The 13,513-nt window shown below is 54.4% G+C and carries 10 protein-coding genes; 1 reads left to right on the plus strand and 9 read right to left on the minus strand.

What is annotated here, in order from left to right; genetic code table 11:
* Positions 1-51: 51 nt before the first annotated feature.
* Positions 52-1,536, minus strand: coding sequence for a 2-methylcitrate dehydratase (gene prpD, locus Q4501_RS10315; RefSeq protein WP_303596131.1), 1,485 nt, complete (start codon positions 1,534-1,536; stop codon positions 52-54).
* A gap of 277 nt (positions 1,537-1,813) precedes the next feature.
* Here prpD and Q4501_RS10320 point away from each other — a divergent pair, with 277 nt between their 5' ends.
* Entirely contained in the window at positions 1,814-2,575 is a 762-nt protein-coding gene (locus tag Q4501_RS10320) for a PEP-CTERM sorting domain-containing protein (protein WP_303596132.1), read from the plus strand.
* A gap of 85 nt (positions 2,576-2,660) precedes the next feature.
* Here Q4501_RS10320 and prpF read toward each other — a convergent pair whose 3' ends face one another.
* From prpF to Q4501_RS10360, 8 genes are all read right to left on the minus strand, one after another.
* Positions 2,661-3,839 carry a 2-methylaconitate cis-trans isomerase PrpF gene (prpF, locus tag Q4501_RS10325; RefSeq protein ID WP_303596133.1) on the minus strand — a complete coding sequence of 393 codons (1,179 nt, stop codon included), beginning with the start codon at positions 3,837-3,839 and terminating at the stop codon, positions 2,661-2,663.
* Positions 3,840-3,908: 69 nt separating this feature from the next.
* A complete protein-coding gene (gene acnD / locus Q4501_RS10330) occupies positions 3,909-6,521 on the minus strand; it encodes a Fe/S-dependent 2-methylisocitrate dehydratase AcnD (RefSeq protein WP_303596134.1) in 2,613 nt (870 codons plus the stop codon).
* A 75-nt stretch (positions 6,522-6,596) separates the two neighbouring features.
* Entirely contained in the window at positions 6,597-7,727 is a 1,131-nt protein-coding gene (gene prpC, locus Q4501_RS10335; protein WP_303596135.1) for a 2-methylcitrate synthase, read from the minus strand.
* 25 nt (positions 7,728-7,752) lie between these two features.
* A complete protein-coding gene (gene prpB, locus Q4501_RS10340; protein ID WP_303596136.1) occupies positions 7,753-8,640 on the minus strand; it encodes a methylisocitrate lyase in 888 nt (295 codons plus the stop codon).
* A gap of 47 nt (positions 8,641-8,687) precedes the next feature.
* On the minus strand, positions 8,688-9,368 hold the full coding sequence (locus Q4501_RS10345; protein ID WP_303596137.1) for a GntR family transcriptional regulator: 681 nt from the start codon (positions 9,366-9,368) through the stop codon (positions 8,688-8,690).
* A gap of 119 nt (positions 9,369-9,487) precedes the next feature.
* Positions 9,488-11,074, minus strand: a complete 1,587-nt coding sequence (locus tag Q4501_RS10350; protein WP_303596138.1) for a glucan biosynthesis protein — start codon at positions 11,072-11,074, stop codon at positions 9,488-9,490.
* 50 nt (positions 11,075-11,124) lie between these two features.
* Positions 11,125-13,248, minus strand: coding sequence for a glucans biosynthesis glucosyltransferase MdoH (mdoH, locus tag Q4501_RS10355; protein WP_303596139.1), 2,124 nt, complete (start codon positions 13,246-13,248; stop codon positions 11,125-11,127).
* The gene (locus Q4501_RS10360; protein WP_303596140.1) at positions 13,241-13,510 is read right to left on the minus strand and encodes a hypothetical protein; all 270 of its coding nucleotides are present in this window, start codon (positions 13,508-13,510) and stop codon (positions 13,241-13,243) included. The genes mdoH and Q4501_RS10360 overlap by 8 nt, the downstream gene beginning before the upstream one ends.
* Positions 13,511-13,513 lie beyond the last annotated feature (3 nt).

The raw sequence follows: 13,513 nt of genomic DNA on the forward strand, positions 1-13,513 counted from the left end.
GACACTTGGAGCGTAAAGGTTCCTGACACTCATTGCTACTGAGTAAAGCCTTCACACGACAAACAAACCCACAAACTCATTGACTGGCGTCCGCTCAAGCGTCTCCTGATCATTACAGAGGGTAAAAATTTGCTGGCAACGCTGCCCGACAAAGCGGGTTGAGAGATTTGCTTTGAATTTTTCTTCCAATAGCGGAATACCGTCTTTCCTGCGCCGGCGATGGCCGATGGGATATTCCACCGCAACCTTGTCAGTACTCGAGCCATCGTTGAAAAACACCTGAATAGCGTTAGCGATAGAGCGCTTGTCTGCCTCAAGGTATTCGCGTGTGTAACGCTCATCTTCAATGATTTCCATCTTTTCACGCAGCGTATCAATTATCGGGTTAGCTTCATGAAAGCTGTCTTCGTAGTGTTCTGCGTTAAGGTTGCCGAAAATCAGTGGTACTGCAGCCATATACTGCAGGCAGTGGTCCCGATCGGCTGCGTTTGCCAGTTTACCTTGCTTGGAAATAATACGGATTGCGGACTCGTGCGTGGTGATGACGATTCGATCGATCTCGCCCAATCGGTCTTTGACCTGTGGATGAAGCGTTACAGCAGCTTCAGCAGCCGTCTGGGCATGAAATTCGGCAGGGAAGGAAATTTTGAAAAGGATGTTTTCCATGACGTAGGAGCCGAAACCCTGAGGCAATGAAAACTCACGCTTGTCTTCCGGCTTCAGAGCCTGATCCTTGTTGGTTTTGCTGAACAACACGTCGTAGAAGCCCCACTGGGGCGCCGTGAGGGCGCTGGGAATACCCATTTCACCGCGCATGGCAATATCCGCTAGGCGAACTGCCCGTGATGTCGCATCACCCGCCGCCCAGGACTTGCGTGACCCGGCATTAGGGGCGTGACGATAGGTACGCAGCGCCTGCCCATCCACCCAGGCATGAGAAAGCGCGGAAAGTAGTTGCTCCCGGTTAGCCCCCATAAGCTTGGCAGTCACTGCTGTTGAGGCGACTTTTACCAGCACAACGTGATCCAGCCCTACCCTGTTGAACGAGTTTTCCAGTGCCAGAATGCCCTGTATTTCATGGGCCATGATCATGGCCTCGAGAACCGCTTTCATCGCGATAGGGGATTTACCCTCAGCTACCCGCTTCTGGGACAGGTGGTCTGCAACCGCCAGAATGCCACCCAGGTTATCCGAAGGGTGACCCCACTCAGCCGCCAGCCAGGTGTCGTTGTAATCCAGCCAACGTACGATGCAGCCGATGTCCCATGCCGCCTTTACGGGGTCGAGACGGAATGACGTACCCGGCACCCGGGATCCATGAGGTACAACCGTACCCTCAACCAAAGGTCCCAGGTGCTTAGTGCATTCAGGAAAACGCAGAGCGAGCAAGCCGCACCCGAGGGTATCCATCAGGCAGTGACGTGCGGTCTTCCAGGCATCGTCACTGGCAATCTTGTAGTCAAGCACGTAGTCAGCGATTTTCTGTAGGACCTCGTCATAATCCGGGCGCTCGTTCAGATCGAATGTTGCTGACACAGGGTCACTCTCCTTTGTTTACGTCGCACCAATGAAGTCTAGCCTTTTTGTCCGGGAATTCAGTGTATACAAGCCCGACATACCGACCCGATACCCAGAAAAACTGTCAGGTAATTTAACACTTTTTCACACTCTTGACTCTGGGGGCATTTCCATCCTGCTGATTTAAATAGCAATTTAGGTATTGGCCCCTTGATTGCTAAATCAGGGTGCAGGCTACAAGCCTCTTAACGCCCAATTGCACACCGGGCAAAAAAAATAGATAAGGACGAAACCAATGAGCAGGAAATTTCAATTCGGTGGACGTATCGCAGGCGCGTCAATGGCGCTTGTTCTTTTGGGCGGTGCAGCAAATGCAATGGCTGCACCAATTACTTTTTTCGGGGAAGATCCTGCGACCGCTGGGGTGCTAGGGCCGAACTCTACCCAAGCCAGGAATGATTTCCTTTCAAATCTTTCTGGTGTGGGAAGCGAAGACTTTGAATCCTTCTCTTCCGGCGACAGCTCACCTCTTAGCCTGAGCTTTCCCGGCACCGGGACAACTCTGGATGCGACGATAACCGGTACAGGCTCTATTGGCAATTCAGGTCCCGGACGCTTTCCAACATCCGGGGTCAATTACTGGGAAGTCACCACGGGAGCCTTTACGATTGATTTTGTGGATCCGGTGAGCGCCTTTGGCTTTAACGGTATCGATATCGGAGACTTTGTGACCGATCAGATGATACTGAACCTCACCAGCTCCGTTGGAGAAACCTCAGAGCTTACGGTCCCCCATTCTCTGAATATCCCGAATAGCGCTAATGCAACTCTATTCTTCGGTTTCTACGATCTCGAGGAAACATACACCAGCATTTCATTTACCAATGCGGGTGGCGGTGACTTTTTCGCATTCGATGATATGGTAATCGGCGACATTGGTCAGGTTACACCAGATCCGGATCCGCAACCGGTTCCTGAGCCATCAACTCTGGCACTGCTGGCGATGGGATTGATTGGTTTCGGAGCAAGACGCCGATTTTTGGCGCGTCGCTCCTGACAGGACCTGATGCAGAGTCTCAAGCAGTTAAATAGACTCTACTGAAAATTAAAGCCATTTGGTCGAAAGACCAAATGGCTTTTACTTAAAAGCTATCCTCTGGAACCCTTACCCATCCTTCCATCAGAATTCGGGCGCTGCGACTCATAATAGCCTTGGTTACCGTCCACTGACCGTTCACTTCCTTAGCTTCTGCGCCTACCTGCAGGGTGCCTGAAGGATGACCAAACGTGACTGAAGTACGATCACCACCGCCTGCAGCCAGGTTCACCAGCGTGCCCGGAATGGCCGCTGCGGTTGCTATAGCTACAGCTGCTGTACCCATCATGGCGTGGTGCAGCTTGCCCATGGACAGCGCACGTACCAGCACATCAATATCACCGGCAGCGATATTCTTGCCACTGGATGACGTGTAATCCTTCGGTGGAGCCACGAAAGCCACTTTTGGCGTGTGCTGGCGGGAGGCAGCTTCTTCAATGTTCTGAATCAGCCCCATTTTCAGGGCGCCATGGGCACGGATGGTTTCAAACATCGCCAGGGCTTTGGGGTCGCTGTTGATGTCATCCTGCAGCTCCCTGCCCTTATAACCAACTTCATCCGCATTGATAAACACTGTCGGAATGCCGGCATTGATCATAGTGGCTTTCAGAGTGCCAACACCTGGCACTTCCAGTTCATCGACCAGATTGCCAGTCGGGAACATGGAACCCTCGCCGTCGGCGGGGTCCATAAACTCTACCTGAACCTCGGCGGCGGGAAAGGTGACGCCATCCAGTTCAAAATCGCCGGTTTCCTGAACCTCACCATTGGTGATCGGCACATTGGCAATGATCGTTTTACGGATATTGGCCTGCCATATGCGCACAATCGCTGTACCGTTTTCCGGGATACGATCTTTGGCCACGAAGCCACTGTTGATCGCGAAGGCGCCCACTGCCGCGGTCAGGTTGCCGCAATTGCCGCTCCAGTCCACAAAAGGCTTATCGATGCTCACCTGACCAAACAGGTAATCCACATCGTGATCCGGCTGGGTACTTTTGCTCAGAATGACAGTTTTGCTGGTGCTGGATGTAGCGCCGCCCATACCGTCGGTCTGCTTCTGGTAGGGATCGGGGCTGCCAATAACTCTCAGCAACATGTTGTCCCGAGCGGGACCCGGGGTGCGGGCCCTTTCAGGAAGATCTTCAAGGCGAAAAAAGACGCCTTTGCTGGTGCCGCCACGCATGTAGGTCGCGGGAATTCTGATTTGCGGAGCGTGAGTCATTTCGTTGCTCTCATTAGGATATTGAAGCCGGAGCCCTGGCTTTACTTTCCGGCAGCCAGGGCTCCGTTTTTATGCTGCGCCTTCCGATTCCAGGAAGTCCTGGGCAAAACGCTGCAACACACCGCCAGCTGAGTAGATAGACAACTCTTCTGCGGTATCCAGTCGGCAGGTTACCGGCACCCGTTCGGTGCTGTCGTTCTTGCGATGGATAACCAGCGTCAGCTTGGCGCCGGGAGCTGGCGTGCCTTCCACATCGAAGGTTTCAGTCCCTTCAATATCGAGGGTTTTGCGAGTAGTGCCTTCTTCGAATTGCAGGGGCATCACGCCCATACCCACCAGATTGGTACGGTGAATACGCTCAAACCCTTCTGCCACAATCGCTTCAACACCCGCCAGAGCGACGCCTTTGGCCGCCCAGTCACGGGAAGAGCCCTGGCCATAGTCAGCACCGGCAATAATGATCAGCGGTTGCTTGCGATCCATGTAGGTTTCAATGGCTTCCCACATGCGGGTGACTTTACCCTCCGGCTCGATACGCGCGTAAGAGCCCTGCTTCACATTACCGTTTTCATCCTGAACCATTTCGTTAAACAGTTTGGGATTGGCAAAGGTTGCGCGCTGTGCGGTCAGGTGGTCGCCACGGTGAGTTGCGTACGAGTTGAAATCGACTTCTGGTACGCCCATCTTGTGCAGATATTCACCGGCAGCACTGTCCATCATGATGGCATTGGAGGGCGACAGGTGATCTGTAGTGATGTTGTCTGGCAGCACCGCCAGAGGGCGCATACCCTTGAGGGTCTTCTCGCCAACCATGCCACCTTCCCAGTATGGCGGGCGGCGAATGTAGGTGCTCATCTTGCGCCAGTCATAAAGCGGATCGGCGTTGGCTTGGGCATCACGGGTGATGTCGAACATCGGAATGTAGGTGCTGCGGAACTGTTCCGGCTTCACCGACTTTTTCACTATGGCGTCGATTTCCGCGTCATCCGGCCAGATGTCTTTCAGAGTGACCGGGTTTCCGTCTTTGTCGTAACCTAGCGCATCTTTTTCGATATCGAAGCGGATGGTGCCCGCAATGGCATAAGCCACAACTAACGGTGGCGATGCAAGGAATGCCTGCTTCGCGTATGGATGAATCCGGCCGTCGAAGTTACGGTTGCCTGAAAGCACTGCAGTTGCATACAGGTCACGATCAACAATTTCATCTCTGATCGCTGGGTCAAGTGCGCCGCTCATACCGTTACACGTAGTACAGGCAAATGCGACGACACCAAAGCCGAGGTTTTCCAGCTCGGGCAGCAGTTCAGCATCTTCCAGGTACATTTTTACGGTCTTGGAACCCGGTGCCAGGGAAGACTTAACCCAGGGCTTACGGGTCAGGCCGAGCTTGTTGGCGTTCCGGGCAATCAAGCCTGCAGCCACCATGTTGCGCGGGTTGCTGGTATTCGTACAACTGGTGATGGCCGCGATAATAACGGCACCATCCGGCATTTTGCCTTCTTCCAGTTCCCACTCGCCTGCAATGCCACGCTCTGCCAGCTCGGAGGTCGGCAGGTGGGCGTGAGGGTTGGATGGGCCGGCCAGTGTGCGGCTGACCGAAGACAAATCAAATTTCAGAACTCGCTCGTACTCGGCGGTCTTAAGGGCGTCGGCCCAGAGACCGGTTTCTTTCGCGTATTGCTCGACCAGAGCCACCTGCTCGTCTTCACGGCCCGTAAGCTTCAGGTAATCAATAGTCTGGCCATCGATGTAGAACATGGCTGCTGTGGCGCCGTACTCCGGCGTCATGTTGGAGATGGTGGCCCGATCACCTACGGTCAGGCTGTCTGCACCTTCACCAAAGAACTCCAGATAGGCACCGACGACACGCTCCTTGCGCAGGAACTCGGTCAGGGCCAGTACCATGTCTGTGCTGGTAATGCCCGGCTGAAGCTTACCGGTGAGTTCGACACCTACGATATCCGGCAGGCGCATCATGGAGGCACGGCCAAGCATTACGCTTTCGGCTTCCAGGCCACCCACACCCACAGAGATAACGCCCAGGGCGTCAACCATTGGCGTATGGCTGTCAGTACCTACACAGGTATCCGGAAAGGCGACCTTTTTGCCTTCACCATCAGCACGGGCCTGCACCACCGGAGACATTTTCTCCAGGTTAATCTGGTGCATGATGCCGTTACCCGGCGGGATCACATCCACGTTCTTGAACGCAGTTTTGGTCCAGTTGATGAAGTGGAAGCGGTCGTCGTTTCGACGATCTTCGATTTCACGGTTCTTTTCAAACGCGTCTTTCTCGAAGCCAGCATGCTCAACCGCGAGGGAGTGATCCACGATCAGCTGCGTGGGAACCACGGGGTTCACCTTGGCAGGGTCACCACCCTTTTCGGCGATAGCATCACGCAGGCCAGCCAGATCAACCAGAGCGGTCTGACCCAGTATGTCGTGGCAGACCACGCGAGCCGGATACCAAGGGAAATCCAGATCCCGTTTACGCTCAATAAGCTGTTTCAGAGAATCCGTTAGTGCAGCAGGGTCGCAACGGCGAACGAGTTGTTCAGCCAGAATCCTGGACGTATACGGAAGCTTGTCATAGGCGCCGGCCTGGATATCTTCCACGGCCTGGCGGGTATCGAAATAGTCCAGGTCGGTGCCTGGAAGGGGTTTGCGGTAGTTGGTGTTCATGGAGATACCCTTGATCGAAATATGTTGGCCCCCTCTCCCCTTGTGGGAGAGGGTTAGGGAGAGGGGGAAATCTTTCTATGCCCGCTTCTCAATCGGCAGCCATTCTGCATGCTCCGGCCCGGTGTAATCCGCGCTCGGGCGGATAATCCGGTTATTGGCACGCTGCTCTTTTACGTGGGCAGTCCAGCCAGATACGCGGGACATAACAAAGATTGGCGTAAACAGTTCGGTCGGGATGCCCATAAAGTGGTAAGTCGACGCATGGAAAAAGTCGGCGTTGCAGAAAAGCTTCTTCTCGCGCCACATGACTTCTTCGCAACGAACGGACACTGGATACAGAACCGTGTCACCTACCTCGTTAGCCAATTTTTCAGACCACTTCTTGATGATCACGTTACGTGGATCGGATTCGCTGTAGATCGCGTGGCCGAAGCCCATAATCTTCTCTTTGCGCGCCAGCATACCCATCAAGCCTTCTTCCGCTTCTTCAGAGCTCTGGAACTTCTGGATCAGCTCCATGGCTGCTTCGTTGGCGCCACCATGCAGTGGGCCGCGAAGCGTACCGATCGCACCGGTTACGCAGCTGTGAATATCAGACAAAGTCGATGCGCAAACGCGTGCGGTGAAGGTAGAGGCATTAAACTCATGCTCGGCGTAAAGGATCAGGGATACGTTCATCACCCTTTCATGCAGCTCGCTTGGCTTTTTGCCATGCAGCAACTCAAGGAAGTGGCCGCCAATGGAGTCACAGGTGCCTTCGGTATCAATGCGCACGCCGTCATGAACAAAGCGGTACCAGTAGGTAATAATGCCCGGGAAGGCTGCCAGGAGACGGTCGATCTTGTCGTCCTGCTCACTGAAGTCCATCTCGGTTTCCAGGTTGCCCAGCATGGAGCAGCCGGTACGCATCACGTCCATGGGGTGAGCGTCTTTGGGAATCTGTTCGAGAACGGTCTTCAAGGCTTCGGGCAGCCCACGCAAGCTCTGGAGTTTTGCCTTGTATGCATCCAGTTCCTGTTGGTTCGGCAACTTGCCGCGCAGCAGCAGGTAAGCCACCTCTTCAAACTGGGCATTGTCCGCCAGATCGCTTACGTCGTAACCGCGATAGGTCAGACCTGTGCCGGTTTTTCCAACGGTGCACAATGCCGTTTCGCCCGCGACCTGTCCGCGCAGGCCAGCGCCACCAAGTTTTTTTGCTTCTGCCATGGGTCACTCTCCCGTAATTATCTAATTATTTGGATTGCTGGAACAGTTGATCCAGCTTTTGCTCGAAGTCGTGATAGTTCAAGTAATCGTAAAGTTCCATACGAGTCTGCATCAGATCAACAACATCTTTCTGATCGCCCTTCTCAAGAATATTCTCGTATACGGTGACCGCCGCTTTGTTCATGGCACGGAAGGCACTCAACGGATACAGCACCATGCTGGCGCCGGATTCGCCCAGTTCTTTGCGGTTGTAAAGCGGTGTTGCACCAAACTCGGTAATGTTGGCCAGCAGTGGAACATCACCCAGAGCCTCAGAGAAGGCTTTATAATGCTCAAGTTCGGTAACGGCTTCAGCAAAAATACCGTCGGCGCCGGCTTCAATGCAGGCTTTCGCACGATCGATGGCTGCTTCAAGGCCTTCTTTCTGAAACGCGTCAGTACGGGCCATGATGAAGAAATCTTTGTCTTCACGAGCATCCGCAGCCGCTTTGATGCGATCGACCATTTCTTCTTTGGAAACAATTTCCTTGTTCGGACGGTGTCCGCAACGCTTTTGCGCCACCTGGTCTTCAATGTGAACCGCAGCAGCGCCCGCGCGCTCCATTTCTTTAATGGTGCGGGAAATGTTGAATGCCCCACCCCAGCCGGTATCAATGTCCACCAGCAACGGCAGGTCGGTGGCTGCGGTAATGCGGCGCACATCTTCCACTACATCGTTCATGCTGGTCATACCCAGGTCTGGCAGGCCGTAGGAGGCATTCGCCACACCGCCGCCGGAAAGATAGATGGCCTGATGGCCGACTTTCTCCGCCATCATGGCGGCGTAGGCATTGATGGTTCCTACAATTTGCAGGGGCTTGTTGTCGTTCAGGGCTTTGCGAAAACGTGCGCCCGGGGAGAGCTTGCTGGACATATCATTTCCCTCTCTTTTGATATCGTTCGTTTGATTGGCGATTTAATTCAGATAGTTAAAAGACCTTCTTCAATCTTTTTTTCGATATTTTTGCGTGCTGCGTTGATGTGTCTTTTCATGAGAAATTCTGCGAGTTCGCCATCACGCTGAGCGATGGCTTCAACAATACGACGGTGTTCCCCGAGAGCAAGGTGGGGACGCCCGGCGGAGGTACTTAAACGGTAACGGTACATACGCACCATGTAATAGAGGTCGCCGAGGAGCATTTGGGCCAGTTTCGTGTTCCGGCTACCTGTGGCAATGCGATGGTGGAAATCGTAGTCACCCTCAGCCTGATAATAGGCCTGGCCGCGAGCCTCGTCGATCATGGCTTCATGGGCATTCAGAGTGGCTTGAAGGTCGGCAATCTCCTGGTCAGTCATGCGTTCGGCAGCCTGACGCGCCGCCAAGCCCTCCATAACTTCCCTTATACGGTAGAGTTCCACCAACTCAGAGGCGCTGACGGAAACAACCTTTACACCGGCATGGGGGCGACGAACCAGAAGGCCGCGGGATTCGAGACGGCCAAGAGCCTCTCTAAGCGGGCCACGCGTCAGCTCGAAGCGGGAGCAGAGATCCAGCTCACCGATTTTGTCACCCGGTGCAAGATCCCCTTTGACGATTGCTGTTTGCAGACAATCGAAAGCCTCATCGGCGCGGGTGTAGGTTTGTGAAGCGAGTTCCGACATATTTTGTCAACAATAATAGCTGAGGTTGTCGAAATCTACGCCGGATACCGGATATTGTCAACAATACCTGAGTCGCATTGTTAACAATCCCGGATCATTCGCCACTGATCAACGGTTGATCAGTAGAGCTTGCGTTCAGAGGCCGGTGGCGGCGTGTATTGGTATGCCCAGGTTTCAGTAAGAGGCTCATCGCCCAGGCGCAAATACATGCGAATGTTGATGGGCTCTTCAGAATTGCCGGGCACAAGGTCGAACATGGCCCGATAGCCGTTGATTGCAGACAATGGACGCGCAGAGGTTATTTCCACCTCTCCCCGGCTGGCGCTGATGACCGCTTCTACCTCGGCATCGCCACCCAGCATATCAAGCACGCCTCCGGCAAAATCCACGGCAAATCGCCAGGAGAAATATTCACGCTTTTGCCCGATCACACCGCCCAACCCTGTGCGGGTTGCCTGAACTGTCGCAAGTTCACGAGGGCTGACGGGGGCCCGCTCCCCCCAATGCAATCGATATGAGAACAAATATTCCTGCTCTGGCTGCAGTGGCTGCTCCGGATGCCAGAATGCAACAATGTTATCGAAGGTTTCATCCACTGTGGGGATTTCAACCAGATCAATACTGCCATTGCCCCACTCGCCTTTCGGCTCCACCCAAACGCTCGGACGGCGCTCGTAAAACACCCCATCATCCTGATAGTGGTCAAAATTACGGTCACGCTGCAGCAGACCAAAGCCTTTGGGATTGTTATCAGTAAAGCTGTTAAAACGGAGATGTGCCGGGTTCTCAAGCGGTCGCCAGAGCCATTCGCCGGTGCCGGACAGCATAGCCAGACCATCGGAATCATGGATTTCCGGGCGCCAGTCGTAGTCCATGCGTCGATCGTTCTCACCAACCTGATACATACTGGTAAGAGGCGCAATGCCAGCCCGTTTGATCTCCGTCCGTGGGTAAAGCGCCACATCAACGTCCATCACCATGTTGCTTCCGGGGTCCAGAACAAACGCATAAGCACCTGTTGTGCTCGGCGAATCAAGCAAGGCCCAAACCCGGATCACCTGGCTGCCCGGCTGAGGCTTCTCCAGCCAGAAGGCGCTAAATCTCGGAAACTCTTCGTCTCCTTCCACAGCGGTATCAATGGCTAGGCCTCGGGCAGACATGCCGTACTGCATTTCCGACCCCACCGCGCGGAAGTAACTGGCACCAAGGAAGGCCGCAAGATCCAGAGAGAAGTTGGTGTGGTAATGAAGCCGAAAGCCCGCATAACCCAGATTGCCCGGTAAGTCCCCCAGTGGTTGCTCACCTTCATAATCGAAAAAATCCGGGTTGTAGCGGAGCTCTGTCGCTTTCCCGTCAATGACTTCATGGATTGTAACCGGCGATTGAAAATACAGTCCGAGATGGAAAAGTTGCGCCTGAAAGGCAGACTCGCTATCCGCCCACAACGCGTGATCCTCGCGAAAACGGATGGCCTGATAGTCGTCCCAGGAGATCTGTTTCAGACTCTGGGGCAGTTCACCCTCGTGAGAAATGTAAGGATGCGCTGCCAGGTCCCGTGCATAGCCTTTTAACCAGGCATAGCTGAAGGGTTTTTCGTTATTGCCAGTGCCAGGCTGTGTGTCCTGTGCCCACACCACAGAGCTGAGCGGCAACGCGCTGGCCCCAAGCCCGGCTATCAGGGTTTTCATAAGCGTTCGTCGTTCCATAAACTCTCACCTCTTAATGACAAACTGGCAGACTTAAAGTGCAACTCGTATCAAACGATGTTTCTTTCGCCCGAGCTTTTCGCCTGGGTATTGAGGCGCCCTATGGCGCGGCCCCAGTAACTGGCGGGGGAAGCTCTCCACGCACCTTCATGCAATGCCTTCAGGGATTGGCGGTCTCTTGCCACCTGGCTCATTTCCGCGCGTGATAAGGCATTCGGCCCTTCGCCAAGGCAGCGCGCCACACACGATTTCAGCTCCACCTCACGAGAACCCAAACGGTGATCCCAGGCCAAGGCCTGGTGCAAGCAGTTGTGATCAAGCCTCAATACGGCCTGCTCAAGGGGTGTGAGTGGAGAGCCGGTAACGGCACGAGAGCGAAACGCGACTGCGTCTTCAAGCAGTGGCATGGCTCTAATTTCTTCAGGTATGAGCAAAAGGCGGCATTTTCTGAGCGCCTCGCCAAGGGAGTTACGACTGAGATACACCGCCGTCGGCGCGGCCAGAATCAGCGGCAAAGCCACGGGTAATGACCACAGGAAAAACATGGTATCCAGGCTCCAGGCGAATGCCGACCATCCGCCGCCCAGAAGCATGCCAGGCAGCTGGGTGATGAAAGCCTCCTTCCAGCTTGTCTCTTCCGTCCGGTTCTGCCCCGCCCATTGCAAAGAAACATTCAGTAATGCCGATACCACGTAGCGGCTGTGCGCCCACATACGCACTGGAGCCAGCAACACTGAAATCACGATTTCCAGCATCACGCTGCAGAACAGCCGGAAAAGACCGCCAAATTCTTTGGTAAACCTGTGGATCACGGCATCAAGAATGGCCAGAAACTTCGGGAAAAACAGCAAAGCCAGCGTACTCAGCGCAAGACCCAGAGCCCATTCCGGCCTCCACTCAGGCCAGAGCGGGAACAGCCCCTGATGACCCTCGGGAAAGTACTCGATGGGCGACAGTGTCATATCGGCAGCCGCAATGGTGGTAAGAATCAGAAACCCCAACCACAAAGGAGAAGCGACGTACGCCATAATACCGTTGAGAAACGCCATACGATGAGCAAACCGAAGGCCCGGCTCTCGAAACATAACCCACAGGTGCTGTAGGTTACCTTTGGCCCATCGGCTGTCTCGTGCCAGTTCGTCGGCCAGGGTTGGCGGAGACTCTTCATAGCTGCCACCCAGACCTGGTTCCAGCCAGACTTCGTAGCCGGCCCGCCCCATATAAGCCGCCTCGACAAAATCGTGGCTCATGATCGGGCCGCCGAAGATCCCGATACCCGGTAGCTTGCGTAGCCCGCAATGCTTCATGAAAGGTTCGATACGCAAAATGGCGTTGTGGCCCCAGAATGCCGCATCACCCATCTGAATGGCTGCAAGGCCACTGGCGAACAACGTAGAGTAAAACCTGTTGGCAAACTGCTGAACCCGGGCAAACAAGGAATGACCGTTGATAATATTCGGGTTGGTCTGCAGGATACCCACGCCAGGCTCGCGCTCCATCAGCCTCACCATGCGAACAATGGTGGAGCCCGTCATCAGGCTGTCTGCATCGAGCACGACCATATACTTGCAACGCTTTCCCCAACGACGGAGAAAGTCGGCCACGTTGCCACTTTTATAATTAAGGTTTACCGGGCGCCGGCGATAGAAGATGCGCCCCTCACCGCCAAGCTCTTTGGCCAGTTGATTCCATGCAACCTGCTCCTCCAGCCAGACGTCAGGGTCTCGGCTATCGGAAAGTATGTAGAATTCAAAATGCTCGATCTGGCCGGTACGTTCGATATCCCGGTATACGGCTTTAAGACCGCTCAGCGTCCAGTGCACCGGCTCATGGTAGATAGGCAGTAGCACGGCCGTTTTTGCCAGCGGTGTTTTCAGCAACTCCGCTTCTTTATGGCGCTTGAGTATCGAATGGCGATCACCGCCCATCAGTCGAATCAGAAAGCCGAATACTGCCGTCCAGAAACCGACGGCAATCCAGGCATAAAGGATCGCGAAAAGTGCCAGCATCCCCAATTCCAGCAGGGTGCCCCCGTGGTACGGCAATACCCAGAGCAGGTAATAGGATGCCACTGTAGTCTGACCAAAGACAAAGAGCATCAATACCGCCCGTCGGATATTCGCAACGAGTCGCCAGCGGTGTTTTTCAGAGCCTGCCGTTAATGTGTTATCCACGGCTGCGGTACCCGATACTGCCCCGGCACAACGGTGGCGCTGCTGCCGGAATGATTGCCCCGGGGATAGAGAAGTAATCAGGCAACCGGTCCATTACATTTTCCAAAAGGCGATGCCCGCCCTTGTCTTCTCCCACTTCGGCCATAGCATCATCAATAAGTTGCAGCATTTGTCGGCATCGCTCACTGGTCATTTCGACGCCTGCTTCACTTAGATAGCTATATACACGGCCAAAAACCTGCTGAAAGGAAATGTCTTCCATGCT

It is taken from the genome of Marinobacter sp. 2_MG-2023, from assembly GCF_030546935.1.
GTDB lineage: Bacteria > Pseudomonadota > Gammaproteobacteria > Pseudomonadales > Oleiphilaceae > Marinobacter.